Genomic DNA, 17,881 nt, shown 5'->3' with positions numbered 1-17,881 from the left:
CCCTGCAAGGGTTCTGCAAAATAAATATGAGTACAGCCATAAACATGCTGGATGGGGTCAAGCCCAATCCCATAAAAGTTACCCGGGACGTAAGCCTGCTCAGTGAGGAGGTCAAAGATGAGAACCTCTCTGTAGTAGACCGCCTTGAGGCCCTCGAGGATATTATAAACCTTGAGGTTGGAGATACGGCCCTGCTGCGTCTGCGCAATTTGGAACGCGAATACGGGATGCGACAGTTGTATATCAAATTTGAGGGAGACAACCCCACAGGGACTCAAAAAGACCGTATTGCTTTCGCCCAGGTATACGATGCACTGCGGAGGGATTACGATACCGTGGTGCTGGCTACCTGCGGGAACTACGGGGTGGCCATGGCCTTTGCCAGCTATCTGGCAGGGCTCAGGTGCCGTATTTATATCCCGAACAGCTACCATACCGAACGCATTGAGGAAATGAAGGCATACCGGGCGGAAATCGTCCGGGTACCCGGAACCTACGAAGATGCGGTATTGACCTCCAGCCGGGAGGCAAATGAAAATGGGATGTACGATGCAAACCCCGGGGGAACTAATACCCCCCTGCAGCTTAAGGCCTACTCAGAAATAGCCTTTGAAATCTATGATCAGCTGCGGGATGCCCCAAAATACCTGGCCTGCCCGGTTTCAAACGGGACCCTTCTGGCGGGGGTCTACCGGGGGTTTGTAAATTTATACAAACGGGGTAAAACCTCCCGCATCCCTCATTTTATCGCGGGTTCCTCGAGCAATAAAAACCCGATTGTTTCTTCCTTTAACCGCGGCTTGAAACAGTGCGTAGACCTCAAACCCGAAAAAATAAAGGAAACGTCCATCAATGAACCCCTGGTAAACTGGCACAGTTTTGACGGGGACGAAGCACTTTATGCACTGATCCATTCTCAGGGAGCCGCCGAACCGATCAGTGACCAGAAGATGCGAATGATGACCTCAACCCTTTTGAAAACAGACGGGTTTAAAGTTTTGCCTGCGGCAACAGCAGGGTTGATAGCCTTGCTTCAGAAACACCAGCAGGAACCTTTTCCCAATGACCGCTATGTGGCCATTGTGACCGCCCGGAATTAAACCGGTATTAAGCAGGACCTAAGGTGTCCTTATTTAAAACACGATTAAATGGAACGTATTATAGATGGAAATGCCCTGGTATATGCGGATGGGGCTTTTAATACCCCCAATGGCAAAACAGCACACGGCCTGGTCCGTTTTACAGAACGCTACAAGGTGTTAGGGGTGATAGACCGGCAATACGCGGGGCAGGACGCAGGCATGGTATTGGATGGCAAGGCCAATGGTATCCCGGTTTATGAAAATTTACAGCAAGCTGTGAAGGCCCATGCCGGACAGGAAATCCCTTATTTCGTAATCGGCCTGGCCCCAGATGGTGGGAGGTTGCCGGCTGCAGCCCAGTCCGTTATTTCAGAAGCCCTGAAATTGGGGATGAATATAGACAGTGGCCTGCACGATTTCCTGTATAAAAACCCTGACTTTGTAAAGCAGGCAGCAACCTATGGAGGTAAACTGAGGGACATCCGTAAAACCCCGGAGCGGGAGGATTTACATTTTTTCAGCGGTAAAATTGAAAAAGTTAATTGCCTGAAGGTGGCTATACTGGGCACCGATTCTGCTGTGGGAAAGCGCACCACCGCCTGGTTGCTGGTCCATGGTTTCAGAGATGCCGGACTGAAAGCAGAACTGGTGGGTACCGGACAAACGGCCTGGTTACAGGGAGCCAAATATTCCATGGTTATGGATAGCTGTATAAATGATTTTGTCTCAGGGGAAATTGAACATGCCGTATATGATGCATGGAAAAATGAAAATCCCGATCTGATTGTAATTGAAGGGCAGGGAAGCCTGATGAACCCGGCCTACCCCGGGGGGTTTGAAATTCTGGCTGCCGGAAGACCGGATTACGTCATCATGCAACACGCCCCCAAACGGCTTGAATACGATGGCTTTCCGGGATATCCCCTGCACCCACTGGACGAACAGATTGCCGCCATAGAGATGATTTCAGGACGTAAGGTAATCGCCATTACGGTAAACCATGAAGGAATGCAGCCGGAGGAAATTTCTCCGGCCTGCGAGGCCATTACAGCAGAAACCGGCCTGCCGGCCTTTGATGTGCTGGCACATGGCCCGGCAGGATTGAGCAACCTGGTCAAGTCTTATTTAAAATGAGCCAGTTATCAGACTTTTTGGTTATCGACCAGCTCAGGGTTCATCAGATCGAGGTCAAACCCGGCCAGATTAAAGCGGACTATACGGTGAAGCAGGCCGGCAGGCCGGAAGAACATTGCGAGCATATTTTTTCCTACAAAAAGCCCTTTTTCGACCCCCGTAAACCCGAAGATATCAACCTGGCCTGTATGGCCCTCTGCCAGGTAGCCCTGAATTATGGCTTGTTCTGCCGTGAAATTGTTCTGGACGGGCTTTTCGATACAGCAGACCAGGAATTCCTGAAAGCCATGCTGGAAAACACCAGCAGAGAAATCCTTACCAATAAGCTGCTGATAGACAATGAGTTCATCAAGGAATCCCATAAAAACCTGCAGGTTAAAAAACAGCAAAACTATACCCAGGCCAAACTGATATTTGAGAATACGGCCTACTCTGAATACGAGATCCCCAGGGTGCAGCAGCAGCCGGCCAGGGATCATTACGCCATTCTCAGCAGCGGTGGAAAAGACAGCCTGCTCAGCTATGGCATCGCCAGGGAATTGGGGACCGCCCATCCTGTTTATATCAATGAATCCGGAAGGCATTGGTTTACCGCCGTAAATGCCTACCGGTATTTCCAGGAAACGGAGCCGAACACCGTGAAACCCTGGACCAATTCCGACAGGGTTTTTAACTGGATGCTGAAACAATTTTCTTTTATCCGGGAGAATTATGCCCATATCCGGGCCGATATTTATCCCATACGTCTTTGGACCGTGGCGGTTTTCCTCTTTGGTGTACTTCCCGTGGTGAGAAAGCGCAATATCGGGAACGTCCTGATCGGGAATGAATACGATACTACAGTCAAAGGCAACACAGCCGGAATTTCACATTATAACGGCCTGTTTGACCAGAGTAAATATTTTGACAATACCCTGAGCCGCTATTACCGCAAGAAAGGGTGGAATATTTATCAGTATTCCATTTTAAGAAGCCTTTCCGAATTACTCATAATGAAAATACTGATCAGTCGCTATCCACAGTTGCAAGAGCATCAGGTTTCCTGCCATGCCGCCCACGAGCGGGACGGGAAGATGAAACCCTGCGGAAATTGTGAAAAATGCAGAAGGATCATTGGGATGATGGTTGCCCTTGGCGCAAATCCGGAAAACTGCGGGTACAGCCAGGAACAAATCCGGAACGGGCTGGCACAGCTGGCCTCTAAATCCGTAAAGCAAATCGGCAGCGATGCGGCACATCTGTACGCCCTGCTGCTGGAAAAAGGAGCTATTGCCTCTAATCCCTTTACCAAAAAAGCAGCCAGGGCTCATCCTGAGATTTTAAAGCTTCGCTTTGACAAAGAGCGCAGCAACCTTCAGGACCTTCCTGTTCATATTAGAAAGCCTTTGTTGAATATTCTTGAACCCTATGCACATGAGCTGGTTCAAAGGGAAGGTAAACACTGGAAAGCAGTAGCATTTACTGAGCTGCAATTAGAACAAACGAAATACAAACCTTATGAAATTCAATCCTGAACAATCCTATTTGTGGGAACAAATGAAATGGCCGGAAATAGCCGAAAAACTCAAAGTGATGGATACTGCCATTCTTCCCTGCGGCGCCATAGAACAACACGGACCCCACCTGCCGGTAGATGTGGACCATTTTGACGCCTATTATATGGCCAAGGCCATTGCCGAGCGTTGTTCGGGGATCAAACCCTTCGTCCTTCCCCCCATACCCTATGGGGTTTCCTATCACCACTCGGAGTTTAAAGGGACTATCAGCGTAAGCAATAATGCCCTGGCCGCCCTGATCCACGATATTGGCATGAGCCTGGCGCATAATGGGATCAAAAAAATAGTGATCCTGAACGGGCACGGAGACAATAAACCCACCCTGACCTTTGCGGCCCAGCTGATCAACCGGGATGCTAAAATATTTGTCTGTGTGGAAACCGGGGAAACCAGCGATATAGACCTCTACAATTTAATTGACACCCATAATGATATCCACGCAGGAGAAATAGAAACCAGCACCACCCTGGCCCTTCGCCCGGAGCTGGTAGATATGGACAAGGCGGTAGATGAAACCCTGGACCTGGAAAACGAATATCTGGATTTCACCTCAGACCGGGGCGTAAGCTGGTATGCCCATACCCAAAAGCTTTCCAGGTCAGGGGTTATAGGGAATGCCACCAAAGCTACTGCCGAAAAGGGGCATCAGATGTGGGAGATCTCCATTCAGAAAATGGTTGAATTTATCGAAAGCATTATGCATACTCCACTAGAGGAACTGCATCAGAACCGCTATTAACATGCGCATCCAAAGCCTGGAATACGATTTACTGGAGTTAAAACTGGCGGTTCCCTACCAGATTGCCTATGAAACCATAAGCAGCTGCGAGAATGTAATCCTCAGGCTGGTTACAGACAGCGGCTTTGTTGGCTATGGTTGTGCGGCTCCGGACTGGGAAGTGACCGGGGAAAAGGCCAGGGATATCATGCAACAGATAGAAGGACCCATTACCAGGCTGCTAAAAGGCAAAGACCCCTTCCAGCAGGGAAGGTACATGCAGGCCATTCGGAATACTGAAGGTATTGGTACCTCTGCAAGGGCCATGGTTGATATGGCCCTTTACGACCTGCTGGCACGAAAAGCGGGTTTGCCCCTTTATAAGGTGTTGGGAGGGTATCGACATCAAATTCCCACCAGTATCACCATCGGGATTCTTCCATTGCAGGAAACCTTGGAACTGGCCCGTAAATTTATAGGTCAGGGCTTTACCATCCTGAAACTAAAGGGCGGGATCAGCCCGGAAGAAGACCTTGAAAAGGTCCATAAACTGCGGGAAACCCTGGGCAACGACTTTGCCATTCGTTTTGATGCCAATCAGGGCTATACGGCCACCGAGGCAATCGAATTTGTTAAAAAATCCAAAGGCGCCCGTATCGATATCCTGGAGCAGCCCACCCCGGTGAAGCATCCGGAAGCCATGAAGGAGGTAAGCCTGAACACCTTTATCCCGATCATGGCAGATGAAAGCATAAAATCCCTGGATGATGCCTACCACTTTACCCGGCAAGGGATGATGGATATGGTAAATATTAAATTACAGAAAGTGGGTGGTATACTGGAGGCCTCCCATATCAATTCAGTAGCAAAAGCCGGAGGGCTGGAAGTAATGATCGGATGCATGGATGAATCGGCACTGGGGATCTCAGCAGGCTTGCATTTTGCCCTGAGCCGCCCCAATATACATTTTGCAGATCTGGACGGACACCTGGACCTGCTCGGGGATCCATTTACAGCACTCTTCACCATTGAAAACGGAATTATGATCCCGTCGGACCACCCGGGGCTGGGCCCAATTAGCTGAGCTTCAGAATTTACCCCTTGCACGTCCGGAAAGCTCAGAAATTAATTAACTTATGCTCCGCTACTGAAAAAATAATTGATCAACTAATTGAACCATTGAAATGTCTATTCGAAAATTCCTGTTACTACTTTCCCTTTGTTTTGTTATAACGGGCTTCGCCCAGGAAGAACTGCTTGAAGAACTGGGCGAAATTGCCATAATTGATCAGAAAGTTATGATGCCCATGCGAGACGGGGTACGGCTGGCAACCGACATCTACCGTCCTAAAGGCACGGAGGCTGTCCCCGTGGTCTTTTCCAGAACTCCATACAACTTCAATACCTGGGGAGATGGCGAAATGCGCACCCGTACGCTGCAGCAGGCCCTGGACTGGGTTCGCAAGGGTTATGCCTATGTGGTGCAAAATGAAAGGGGCCGCTATTTCTCAGAAGGGCAATGGGATATTCTGGGCGTTCCCCTTACCGATGGTTACGACGCCTTCAGCTGGCTTTCCGGGCAGCCCTGGTCCAACGGGAAAATAGGGACCATTGGTTGTTCTTCTACAGCAGAATGGCAAATGGCTGTGGCCTCTCTGGACCACCCTGCACATGCAGCCTTAATTGCACAGGGTTTTGGCGCAGGGGTAGGTAAAGTGGGGCGCTTTAACGAGCAGGGAAACTGGTATCGCGGAGGCGCACACCAGATGTTGTTTACGGCCTGGCTCTATGGGGTGGAACACGACAAATTCAAACCGAGGATTCCTGCCGGAGCCAGCCAGGAAGACCTGATCCGCATCTCCCGCTTCTATGACCTGGCACCTGAAAACCCCCGGGTAGACATGAAAGAAGCATTATCCCATTTACCGCTAACCGACCTCTTGCAGAACATAAAGGGGAAACGCGAAATATTCGATAAAATGATTATTCGCAAACCCAATGACCCGGCCTGGAGAACAGGAGGCCTCTACCACGAGGACATGCCCTTTAACAAGCCTGGATTCTGGTTCGTTTCCTGGTACGATGTATCCACGGGCCCCAACCTGGAACTTTTCAACAAGCTCAGGCAACACCCGGACCCGGCGGTTGCAGATTCGCAGTTTTTGATCATTGCCCCCACCCTGCACTGCCGCTATACCCGGGCCAAAGAAAATACGGTTGTGGGGGAACGAAACCTGGGCGATGCCCGCCTGGATTATTACAAATTGTACGATAAATGGTTTGAGGTATGGCTAAAAGGGGGTAGCCCGGACTTATTAGATGACATCCCAAGGGTACAGTATTACACCATGGGGCTGAACCAATGGCAAACATCAACCTCCTGGCCTCCTGAAGGAACGCAAATGAAGCGATTTTACCTCAGCAGCAACGGCCGGGCCAACAGCTTATATGGAGATGGAAAATTAATTGAAACAAAGCCGGAAAATGATCCGCCGGACACTTACGCCTATGATCCGGAAAACCCGGTTTATTCCTATGGCGGAAATGTTTGCTGCACCGGAAATGCAGTAGAAGGCGGGGCCTTTGACCAGCGAAAGATGGAAGCCCGGAACGACATTCTGGTCTACACTTCTCAGCCACTGGAAGAGGACACAGAGGTCAGTGGCTTTATAGAGGCTACACTCTTCGTTTCCTCAGATGCCAGGGACACAGACTTTACCATTAAACTTATAGATGTGTATCCGGACGGGACGGCCTACAACCTGGATGAAACCATACAACGTGCCCGTTACAGAAATGGCTATGACAAGGAACAATTCATGAAGGCCGGGGAAGTTTATAAAATAGAGATGAGCCCGATGTCTAGCAGCAATTATTTCAAAAAGGGCCACCGGATCCGAATCGAAATTTCCAGCAGCAACTTCCCTCGTTTTGCGAGGAATCTCAATACGGGAGGAAATAATTATGACGAAACGGAAGGGGTCATTGCTGTCAATAGCATCCACCACTCCGGGGCCTATCCCTCAGAGATCAGGATTCCTGTAGTTCAAAAATAGGGGCCCGAAACGGGCCCCATGAGAACTAAACTAATTAAACAAATGGTTTTTTACCGGCTTGCCTTGCGGGAAGACACTTGTATTGAAATAAGCATCGTGTAAACTGAATTCCCCTTCCCCGAAAAGGTATAACAAAGCTGAAACCGGGCAGATAATCATACTGACCAGTTTGAGCAGCGTCCGCTTTATAGACCGCTTGCGTTCCAGTTTTTGTCCGCTCATATCCCGTGTCTGAAGCTTCAATAGTTCCTTCCCCGGAGAGTCCCCGGAATTCGTAAAATCAAACAGCAGGAAATAGACTAAAAAAGTCCCGTAATACAGCAAGGTGCCAGTTTGAAGCACCCAACCGTACTGCTGGGTTGTTGTTAACCACTCCTCTGGGATAAAATTAAAAATAAGCGTGTAGGCCAGGCTTATGAATATCAAATCAATGATTAAGGCCCCTACACGATTCAGTTTAGCTATTTTCATTTGGTTGACGGTTTCAGATTGTTACGGATATACACCCTGTACTGAAGGTCTACTAACCGCTTCGTTTTTGCATCTAATGCATAAGTACCCGGGTTAATTTGGATATCGTACTGATTAAATTTAATAAAACTGGAGGATTCTATGGTTATTTCTTTAATATTTTGTAGGTTTTTTCCTCCAATAAAATAATCTATCACCTCCAGTACAGCCGGGGAATTACAAACCAGGTTCACACAGCAATTAAGTACGGTAAAACGCACTTCTCCGAAAAAAGGAACCTTGGCCTTAACATCGAACTCCTTGCATCCATTTACGGGCCAGCCTTTGGCAGTTAGCCCATCCTCTTCGCCAAGGAGGAACGAGAGGTCCCGGGTTACAAAATAATCGGGAGTGACTTCTTCTGCAGATTCCTCACTACAGGAACCGAGGAACAACACAATCAACCCCAGAAAGGGGATACATAAATTTTTCATAATACAGCTTTTAAGATTAGAAAATGGGAAATATCCGTCCGAAGCAGATATCAGTAACTGAAAGACGAGACAGATATTCCTGTATCCGCCTTAGATGGGTATTCCCTGTTTGCCAATCTTCCCGGCCGGGATTCCAATTGACGGTAGCGAAACTAATTTCCCGGGCTGCAGAATACATTCATCCTGGACAAACACCTGGCAAATTGCAGCACAATGACCAAAAAAAAATAGTGGGATAGGGTTATCCGGAATTCAGCAATGGCTTTCATACCTAATAAAACCGGGCTATTGCCCGAGTTCATTAGCCTCAAAAGAAATTACCTGCCCCGGTTCGCAGACTATCTGGAATTCCATAGGATTGCAGCAGATTTCGCAATCTTCCACATAGCTTTGCCTGCTAATGGAGGTATCTATAAGTACTGAGACTTCCTCCCAGCAAAACGGACATTGGAAAAAATGTTCAACCATTTTAGAAATCTTCGTTGAGCAGCTGACCGCTTACCTGCAGCAATTGTAATTCTGCGAGCTTGGCATTGTATTTTGCCTGGCTTTTGGCAAGCTCTGCATTCAGCAGGTTTAATTGCGCCTGACGGAATTCTATAGAGGTAATCTGCCCCAGTTGATAGCGCTCCTGAGACCTGTTAAAGTTGTCCTGATTGGTCTGCAGGTTCTTTTCCTGTACCTCCAGTACAAAGAGCGCATTCCGGTAACTGTCCCAGGCATTTTCAATATCCCGGGCCACTTCCTGTTCCGTTTGCGTTTTCAGAAGCTTTTGGTTTTCGTAATCGATACGGGCGTTTTTCCCGTTGGTAAGGGTAGTTCCCCCGTCGAAGAGGTTCCAGCTTATATTGACGCCGGCAGAAATCCCGGTACTTGTATTTTGCAGCACGAATGCCAGGGGGCTGTTGTTGTTGGATTCGTTCCAGCCGTAAGAGCCCGTTAAGCCCACTGTAGGCAGGTAACCGCTTCGGTTGGCTTTCAGGGAGTACTCCGAGATCTTGATATCCTTTTCTGCCAGTAACATCCGTACATTGTTCTGTTTGGCCTGATCCCGGATTTCTTCCATTTTCAGAGCCGGCACAAACCGGACTGTGGTATCGGCGGCAAAGGACTCACTCAGGTCCCTGTTTAAAATCAGGTTCAGGTCTCTTTTGGTGTTCCGCAACAACTGTTCGGCATTCAGCAGGTTTACACTGTCGGTGTTAACGTCTACTTCGGCATTGAGGACATCCAGGCCGGTATTTTGGCCGTATTCAAATTGATATTCTGCCCGCTGCAGCCTGCGTTGTGAAATAGTCAGTGCCTCCCTGAGGTTTAGGGCGTTCTCCTCCAGCCGGGCCACCTCGTAATAGACCGAAAACAATTGTAAAAGGGTTGTTTCAATCGTTTGCCTGACCTCCAGTTCGGACTGTGCAGAGCGCTCCTTAAAACGCTTATAATCATAGTACCGCCCCAATCCGTCGAACAACACATAATTCAGGTTTACAGAGGCGTTATACCTGCGGGTTTCAGCCCCGTCTGCCGTCCTGATATCTCCATTGGCCAATTCCCCTTCTGTGGTTTGGCGGTCAAAGGTTCCTCCTCCTATGGCTGTAACCGTAGGTAGATATCCGGAATTCAGAATACCGGCATTGTTCTGGTCTATTGCCCTGAGGTTTTCGGAAACCCGGATTCCCAGGTTATTTTCAAGGGTGATTGAAATCGCTTCCTGTTTCGTCAGAACAGACTCCTGGGCAGCGATGCTTACCGGCAACCCAATTGCAGTGATCAATAGCAGGTAAAAATGTTTCATTTGGAATGCGCTTCTATTACGTTGGACCCTTCTGCTTTCCCGGAAAGATCGTTTCCAGTACCAGCTGCGGCACCATTGGTTTCGGCCAGTTTATCCCGCAGATCATCCTGTGTCTTCATCTCTTTGATAACTCTTTCCACAGATTCCCTGTCTACAGCTTCCCCTGTCCGCAGCCACTTCATTTTGGCTTTGGTATCATTGACAAGGGATAAGAACAGTGGCAAAAGCAAAAGGGTTAGAACAGTGGCAATGCCTATTCCATACGAAATGGAAATAGCCATAGGTTTTAGGAATTGAGCCTGCCGGCTTTTCTCCAGCAACAAGGGAGCCAACCCGGCAATGGTTGTCAGGGAGGTCAGGAAAATCGCTCTGAATCGGGACCGGCCTGCTTCAAACAGGGCGTCGTCAAATTTCATGCCCTCCCTTAAATAAGTATTGAATTTCCCAATAAGCACCAGGCCATCGTTTACCATAATTCCAATGAGTGCAATAATCCCCAAAGCAGAAAGTACGTTGATAGGGAAGCCATGGATTACATGTCCCCAGGCCACCCCGATTATGCTGAATGGGATAAGCGACAACAAAATAACGGGCTGGCTGTAGGTCCTGAAGGTAAATGCTATAACGGCAAAAATGAGGAAAAGTATTACTGGAAATACCTTATTTGCCGAACTGGATAATTTCTGAGCTTCCCGGTTCTGCCCCTCGTAAGATACGCTCAGACCCGGGTAGCGGGACTGTAGTTCCGGCATAAAATTTTGCTGTATGTCCAAAAGGATTTCCGTGGCGCTTTCATTGGGGTCCTCCATATCGGCCTCGATCCGGATTTCGCGCTTACCGTCCAGGTGGCTGATAGATTCATCACCCCGGGCTATAGAATAGCCGGCGATTTCAGAAAATGGTACCCGCTGCCCAGCAGGTGTCAAAATACGCATGTCATCGAGGTCATTGATGGAAGAGCGGTTGGCCTTGTCGTAACGGACCCATACCCTTATCTCGTCCTGTCCGCGCTGAAAGCGCTGTGCCTGGGCCCCGAAAAATCCTGCCCGTACCTGGCTCATTACCCCCTGTAGGTTTAATCCCAGGGCATAGGCATTGTTTTTTAATTCAATACTGATTTCTTTGATTCCTTCCGGATCCGTATCCGTAACATCTGTCAGCTTCGGGTTGTTTTCCAGATACGTTCGGAGTTCATCCTTGGCCGACTCCAATTGCTGGTTGTTATTGCTCAACAGGGCAACAGAAACCGGGCTTCCCCCAAAGTTCCCCCCGGAACCGAAGGTAAGCCGTTCCACCCCATATACTTCTCCTACCGCTTCGCGAATGGCGTTGGTGATCACAGGGCTGGGAAAATCGCGTTCCTCTCCAGGCAGAAGGTTTACACGGATTGACGCCTTGTTATTTCCGGGACCCACCCGTTTGATAACATTTTCGACTACCTGCTGATTGCCGGTTTGCCTTTTGGTAAAATCCTCATTGACCTTCCAGGCAGCTTCCTCTACCCGGGTTATTACATCGTAGGTGATCTGTGGGTTGGTCCCTTCCGGCATGAGCAGGTCAATACTGACCTGATCGCTGGCGATACTTGGGAAAATGGTTACCCTGATAATCCCAGCCGAGATAGAGGCAAAAGTGATAATTAGTAAACCGAGGAAAACAGAGAAACTCATAAAGCGGTGTCCCAGCACAAAGCGCAGGGCCGGGGCATAGAGGGTATCCCGGCAAAAAGACATAAAGCGGTCCCCTACCCGGTTGAAAACACGCAGTTTCAGGAAAATTCGCTCCATAAAGTTTTTCTCGCGGGCTTTTTCTTCTTCAGTTTCCTGCACCAGCGCCTTGGAATGGGCAATGTGGGCCGGAAGGATTATCAGCGCTTCAATCAGGGATACCGAAAGGGTCAGTATTACCACCGTGGAAACTTCCCCGAAAAACTCCCCTATCCGGCTATCGAGGAACAGGAAGGTGGAGAATGCCAGAACAGTTGTAATGATGGCGGAAATAATAGGCGGGATCACCTCCATGGTCCCATCAATGGCGGCCTGAATGGGCGGTTTCCCTTTTTCGTAATGCTGGTAGATATTTTCTGAAATAACAATACCGTCGTCTACCAGGATACCAATTACGATTATCATCCCAAACAGGGAAAGTATATTGATGGTAACCCCCAAACTCCCGGCGAATATAAACATCCCTAAAAAGGAAATCGGCAATCCGAAGGCAACCCAGAATGCCAGTCGGGTATTGAGGAAAAAGGACAGGAAAATAAGGACCAGCAGTATCCCCACAGCACCGTTTTCGATCAAGAGGGCCGTTCGCTGTTTAAGGGTCACTGAGCGGTCAGAGACCACATCCAGATGAACGTTATTATTGGTGGCGTTGAAATTCTCAATGTATTCATTGATCTTGTCGGCTGTTGGGATGAGGTCTTCATTATTGGTATTGCTCACATCGATGTTTACAGCCAGGTTCCCGTTGAAATAACTGGAGTTTGGGGTTTCTGAAAAACGATCGCGGACCTCAGCCACGTCACTCAGGCGAATGATATTGCCGGAAAGATCGGATCGCACCACCAGGTTGTTGAGTTCGTCCCCGTAATAGGATCGATTATTGGCCCGGATCAGGTAATCTTCTTCTTCGGTCTTTATATCTCCCCCAGTAGTCAGGATATTGGCGCTGGCAACCGCCTGGGCCACTTCCTGAAAGCTCATATTATAGGCTAGCAGGTCGCTTTCGCGAACAGCAATTTCAATTTCTTCTTCCGGATAACCCGATATTTCTATCTGTGAAACCCCATCCATAGCCCGCAGGTCGTACTCTATCTGCCTTGCGATTTGCTTCAACGACCCCAGGGAGATGCCCTCACCACTTACTGCAAAACTAATAGTCGAGCGGATGGCCTCCTGTTTGGCTACCACCAAAGGCTCCATTCCTCCGGGGAAATTCGGAACCCGGTCCACCGCGTTTTTTACCTCTGTCAGGATCACATCGATGTCTTCATCCTGATCTATTTCCACTGTGATGCTCCCCCCATTTTCACGGGAAACGGAAGTAACCCGGTCAATCCCCACAAGGCCTTTCAGGTTATCTTCTATTTTAAGGACGACCCCTTCTTCAATTTCTGCAGGGGCTGCCCCCGGATAATTGATGCTTATGGAAATAATCTGGGAATCAATCAGCGGGAAAAAGGATGAACGCATCCTCAGGGCCCCGATTATCCCAAAAACCACAAAAGCCAGAATTACGACATTTACAGCTACGTCAAATTTTATAAAATAACCGATGATCTTTTTCATGGCTTACTGAATCTGGTTGGTCTGTGCCTTTTCGGACGGGGTTTCCGCTCCATAGACCTTTACCAGCATCCCCGGATAAGCTCCGGGAACCGAACGGGACAGGTAGATGGTTCCTTCAGGAATTCCTTTCAGGATGGCTGTCTGGTCTGTAAAATAGATCGGGTTTACAGGGATGACATCCAGAACACTGTCTTTCAGTATAAATAGCTCCCCCTGTTCTGTAATGAGCTTTCTGGGAATCTCTATGGCATCCTCCTCTTCTTTTCCTTCAATAATAGCCTCCAGATACATACCTTCTTTTAGTGAAGGATCCGAAACATCTATAAAAACAGAAACCGTTTGAGATTGCTGGTTTACTGCCGCGTTAATACGCGAAACAGTGCCTTCGTATTCCCGGTTCCCATCCAGGTTGGTGAGCGCAACCTTCTTACCCAACTTAAGAAAATCGCTGTAACTCTTGCTAACGGCGACCTCCAGTTCGTATACCGAAGGGTTGATGAATTCACCCAGTGACTGCCCGGGCCGAACAAGGGTTCCCTCCGTTACCTGCGCCTGCGTAAGCACCCCGTTGTATGGCGCCCGAAGGATATATTTATTTAAGCGCTGCTCTAAATTCTTGACATTGTAATAGGTAGTGACAATATTACGCCCGTTTATAAAATACCGCTCCTTCTCAGTGCTCATTTCCGGCAGCGGGGGCGTTGTACTGGTGATATCGAAGCTGTTCAGATAGGCCTGCCATTTTGGATAGATTTCGGGATAATCCAACCGCAAATCCGGTAAAGTGGATGTTATGAGGTTAAACAAATTGCTTTTGGCACTTTGCACGCTCGCCCGGTATTCGGAGGCGTCAATTCGGAGGAGCACCTCCCCTTTCCTGAAAGGCTGACCCGCTTTAAAAGGACGCGCACTATTGCGGAGGACCCCCTGTACTTCAGCAAAGAGCGATACTCTTTCCTTGGCAATAAGGTTTCCATTGGATTTTACCCTGACGGGGACGGAACTGAGCCGAACCGTATCTACAAAAACAGTCTTAATTTGTTTGGGAGGGGTGGGCCGTTTCTGATCTTCTCGATTTACAAGCAGGTATGATATCCAGCCTGCAAGTATCAGGACAAGGACTCCAAGTACATACAATAAAATTTTTCTCATTTGCGCGTTGGTTAGAATAGGTCGCAAATGCAAAATTATTATAAGTTTCTGCCAAGCCCGTTAAATAAATCATAAATGAAGTTAAACAAAATGGGGTGCCCAAGGCACCCCAAAACAGCTACGTATCAACCTAAAAAGCTATCTAATCATTCTCGTTGTCGTCTTCAAATTTTGTATCAGCCATGCGGGTCCTGGAGAAATTGAGGTCCCTGAAATCAATTTCGGCCTTATCCACATCGTAATCAAAAACCAGGAGCTGCCGGGTATTTAGCCTTCCCAGGTTGCGGTACTCCTCAAAATTATTGTGTTGTATCTGCAGTACTTCCAAATTGGCCAGTTGCCCGAAACTCTCCGGAATAGCACCCCCTAACTGGTTATTGGCCAGCACGAGTTCTTTCAGGGCAGTAAGGTTACCAATGGTCTCCGGAATATCCCCAAATAACTGATTTTCAAAAAGACCCAGGCTTTGTAACTGGCTTAACGAACCAACACTTTCGGGGATTCGCCCAATTAAATTATTACTGGAGAGATTTAAAATTTTCAATTCCTGCAAAGAGCCTATTTCTGCAGGAATCCTTCCGGATAAGAAGTTATTGAACGCGGAAAACTCTTGCAGTTGGGACAATTGCCCTATGGACTGGGGCAGATTGCCTTTTAAGCGATTCATTTCAATTTTCAGTACCTGAAGTTCTCTGAGGTTAAACAGGGATTCAGGAAGTTCCCCTGTAAGATTGTTGAATGCAAGGTTGAGGCGCTCCAGTTTGTCGAGCTGCCCCAGGCTTTCCGGAACAGGACCCATCAGATTATTGTGGAAGAGTTCCAGACCTACCACGCGGTTATCTCGTACCGAAACCCCATACCACTGCGATACCGGTTGTTTCAGATCCCATTTGCGTACCCAGTGCGTGCCATTGGTTACCTCATACAATTCCAGAAGAATTTCCTTGTCCTTTTTTAAGGACTGGGCCGGGAGAGCAAACAGCCAGAATAAACAAAAAATCAGAATTGGATTACAGCGCATTTTCTTAACCATTTAAGAATACTTACCTCTTGTATAACATTTTATCCTATACTGAAATAGGGAATTTACTTACAAGTATAAGAATTATCGAGGATTAAAAGCAGGTATTATCGATGAACAGCAGCCATTTTGTTGTGTAGGCCACAATTCTTGTGGTTTGCATTTTCGAAAACCTGTTTATTCGAGTGCTTCCAGCTGAGAGGATACCTCTTCCCACTGCTCCATCAGGCTCTCCAACTCGTCTTTTCGGGCCTGGTAGGCATCAAAAAAGCCGGGAGCCGCAATGGTCTGGTCGTACTCCATCAGGAGCTGATGGTCAATATCGGCCAACTCCTTTTCCTGTTGCTGTATTTTCGACTCCAGATTACTCAATCGGTTTTTGAGGGCTTTCCGTTTTTTTTGTGCTTTGTAATCACTACCTCCCTGCTTTTCAAATTTTGAAGCCGATTTGGAATCGGTTTCATCCCGTTTTTCTATAGCCCTGAAATTATCCACCTTCCGCTGCTCCAAATAGAAGTTGATATCCCCCAGAAATGGTTTAATCTGTCGGTTGCGGAACTCGTAAACCGTATTGGTCAACCCCTGCAAAAAATCCCGGTCGTGCGAGACCAGAATAAGGGTTCCCTCAAATTTCTGCAGGGCTTCCTTCAGCACTTTTTTGGAAGGGATATCCAGGTGGTTGGTCGGTTCATCCATTACCAGCACATTAAAGGGCTGCAACAACATTTTTGCCAGGGCCAGCCGGTTCCGTTCCCCTCCGGATAAAACTTTTACGTATTTGTCTACTTCCTCTCCTCTGAAAAGAAAGGCTCCAAGGATATCGCGAACCTTAGGCCGGTTTGTTTCGTTGGCTGCATCCAGCATGGTATCCAGCACGGTTTTGGAGCCATCCAGGTATTCCGCCTGGTTCTGGGCAAAATACCCGATCTGTACGTTGTGCCCGAGCTTGCAGCTGCCTGTGTGAGACAATTCCCCAACCAGGATGCGCGCCAGGGTGGTTTTTCCCTGTCCGTTCTGCCCTACAAATGCAATTTTATTCCCGCGCTCTATTGACAAATCTATTCCCTGCAATACCTTCTTTTCACCATAGGACTTTCCCAGGTCTTTTATCTCGGCTATCACTTTCCCTGGTTGCACGGAAACCGGAAAACGGAGGTTCATGGTTCGGGTATCCTCTACGTCTACCTCAATACGCTCCATCTTGTCCAGCTTTTTAATCAATGACTGGGCCATGGATGCCTTGGATGATTTTGCCCGGAATCGCTCGATCAGCCTTTCGGCCTGTTGTATCTCCCGTTCCTGATTTTTTTGTGCACTTAGCTGTTGCTGGCGGATTTCATCCCTTAATTCCAAAAAGGCAGAATAGGGCTTGGGATAGTCGTAAATCCTGCCAAGCGAAATTTCAATAGTACGGTTGGTTACCTGGTTCAGGAACATTTTATCGTGGGAGACCAGGACTACCGCCCCGCTAAATTGATTTAAAAAGTCTTCCAGCCATAGAATAGATTCGATATCCAAATGGTTGGTGGGCTCATCCAGCAATAAAAGGTCATTGTTTTGCAGCAGTAGTTTGGCCAGTTCAATCCGCATGCGCCAGCCGCCTGAAAAGGTGTCCGTCTGTTTTTCAAAATCTTCCCGCTGAAAGCCCAACCCCAGCAGTATTTTTTCGGTCTCCCCCTGATACTGATACCCGCCTATGAGCTCAAAACGGTGGGTGAGTTCACTTAAGGAAACCATCAGGTTATGGTAGCCTTCACTTTCATAATCTTCCCGCTCGGCCAGTTCCCCGTTCACCCTTTCAAGTTCCTGTTCCAGCTTGCGGATTTCCGTAAAGGCCGAATAGGCCTCTTCCAGAACGGTACGGCCTGTCTCAAATTCGAGGTCCTGTTTCAGAAAACCAACAGACTTTCCCTTTTCCCTGGAAATAGTACCTGAACTGGGTTCAGACTCTGCTGCCAGGAGTTTTAGCAGGGTAGATTTACCAGCCCCGTTTTTTCCGATCAGGCCGACCCGGTCTCCCGGATTCAGCCTGAAGGAGATTTCTTCAAAAAGGTCTTCCCCTCCAAAAGCTACCGATACCTTGTGAACATCTAACATTTACTGGTTTTATTAACGGTGTCTTTTCCGCGCTGC

Annotated in this window: 14 protein-coding genes; 6 read left to right on the top strand and 8 right to left on the bottom strand. The window is 48.2% G+C overall.

Features of this window, described 5'->3' with window-relative positions; translation table 11 throughout:
- The first annotated feature begins 26 nt into the window (after positions 1-26).
- From ACT6NU_RS08710 to ACT6NU_RS08685, 6 genes are all read left to right on the top strand, one after another.
- The gene (locus tag ACT6NU_RS08710; RefSeq protein ID WP_445381290.1) at positions 27-1,100 is read left to right on the top strand and encodes a pyridoxal-phosphate dependent enzyme; all 1,074 of its coding nucleotides are present in this window, start codon (positions 27-29) and stop codon (positions 1,098-1,100) included.
- Between the two features lie 48 nt (positions 1,101-1,148).
- Positions 1,149-2,216: a DUF1611 domain-containing protein gene (locus tag ACT6NU_RS08705; RefSeq protein WP_445381289.1), complete on the top strand. Its 1,068-nt coding sequence runs from the start codon at positions 1,149-1,151 to the stop codon at positions 2,214-2,216.
- Positions 2,213-3,730 (top strand): hypothetical protein, encoded by a 1,518-nt coding sequence (locus tag ACT6NU_RS08700; RefSeq protein WP_445381288.1) that lies wholly within the window; start codon positions 2,213-2,215, stop codon positions 3,728-3,730. Before ACT6NU_RS08705 ends, ACT6NU_RS08700 begins: the two co-directional genes overlap by 4 nt.
- On the top strand, positions 3,714-4,511 hold the full coding sequence (locus ACT6NU_RS08695; protein WP_445381287.1) for a creatininase family protein: 798 nt from the start codon (positions 3,714-3,716) through the stop codon (positions 4,509-4,511). Before ACT6NU_RS08700 ends, ACT6NU_RS08695 begins: the two co-directional genes overlap by 17 nt.
- 1 nt (position 4,512) lies before the next feature.
- Complete coding sequence (locus ACT6NU_RS08690) at positions 4,513-5,574, top strand: mandelate racemase/muconate lactonizing enzyme family protein (RefSeq protein ID WP_445381286.1); 1,062 nt, start codon at positions 4,513-4,515, stop codon at positions 5,572-5,574.
- Positions 5,575-5,674: 100 nt separating this feature from the next.
- The gene (locus ACT6NU_RS08685) at positions 5,675-7,546 is read left to right on the top strand and encodes a CocE/NonD family hydrolase (RefSeq protein ID WP_445381285.1); all 1,872 of its coding nucleotides are present in this window, start codon (positions 5,675-5,677) and stop codon (positions 7,544-7,546) included.
- 30 nt (positions 7,547-7,576) lie between these two features.
- Here the strand turns inward: ACT6NU_RS08685 and ACT6NU_RS08680 are convergent, their stop codons facing one another.
- The 8 genes from ACT6NU_RS08680 to ACT6NU_RS08645 form a co-directional block, all read right to left on the bottom strand.
- Positions 7,577-8,017 (bottom strand): RDD family protein, encoded by a 441-nt coding sequence (locus ACT6NU_RS08680; RefSeq protein ID WP_445381284.1) that lies wholly within the window; start codon positions 8,015-8,017, stop codon positions 7,577-7,579.
- Positions 8,014-8,490, bottom strand: coding sequence for a hypothetical protein (locus ACT6NU_RS08675; RefSeq protein ID WP_445381283.1), 477 nt, complete (start codon positions 8,488-8,490; stop codon positions 8,014-8,016). The genes ACT6NU_RS08680 and ACT6NU_RS08675 overlap by 4 nt, the downstream gene beginning before the upstream one ends.
- Positions 8,491-8,775: 285 nt before the next feature.
- Complete coding sequence (locus ACT6NU_RS08670) at positions 8,776-8,958, bottom strand: CPXCG motif-containing cysteine-rich protein (protein ID WP_445381282.1); 183 nt, start codon at positions 8,956-8,958, stop codon at positions 8,776-8,778.
- A gap of 1 nt (position 8,959) precedes the next feature.
- Positions 8,960-10,282 carry a TolC family protein gene (locus ACT6NU_RS08665; protein ID WP_445381281.1) on the bottom strand — a complete coding sequence of 441 codons (1,323 nt, stop codon included), beginning with the start codon at positions 10,280-10,282 and terminating at the stop codon, positions 8,960-8,962.
- A complete protein-coding gene (locus tag ACT6NU_RS08660) occupies positions 10,279-13,575 on the bottom strand; it encodes an efflux RND transporter permease subunit (RefSeq protein ID WP_445381280.1) in 3,297 nt (1,098 codons plus the stop codon). Before ACT6NU_RS08660 ends, ACT6NU_RS08665 begins: the two co-directional genes overlap by 4 nt.
- A 3-nt stretch (positions 13,576-13,578) precedes the next feature.
- A complete protein-coding gene (locus ACT6NU_RS08655) occupies positions 13,579-14,727 on the bottom strand; it encodes an efflux RND transporter periplasmic adaptor subunit (RefSeq protein ID WP_445381279.1) in 1,149 nt (382 codons plus the stop codon).
- 142 nt (positions 14,728-14,869) lie between these two features.
- Positions 14,870-15,760 (bottom strand): leucine-rich repeat domain-containing protein, encoded by an 891-nt coding sequence (locus ACT6NU_RS08650; RefSeq protein WP_445381278.1) that lies wholly within the window; start codon positions 15,758-15,760, stop codon positions 14,870-14,872.
- A 165-nt stretch (positions 15,761-15,925) separates the two neighbouring features.
- Complete coding sequence (locus tag ACT6NU_RS08645) at positions 15,926-17,845, bottom strand: ABC-F family ATP-binding cassette domain-containing protein (protein ID WP_445381277.1); 1,920 nt, start codon at positions 17,843-17,845, stop codon at positions 15,926-15,928.
- Positions 17,846-17,881: the final 36 nt, after the last annotated feature.

The sequence above is a fragment of the Robiginitalea rubriflava genome (assembly GCF_052540725.1).
This window is presented reverse-complemented; position numbering and strand designations above follow the sequence as displayed.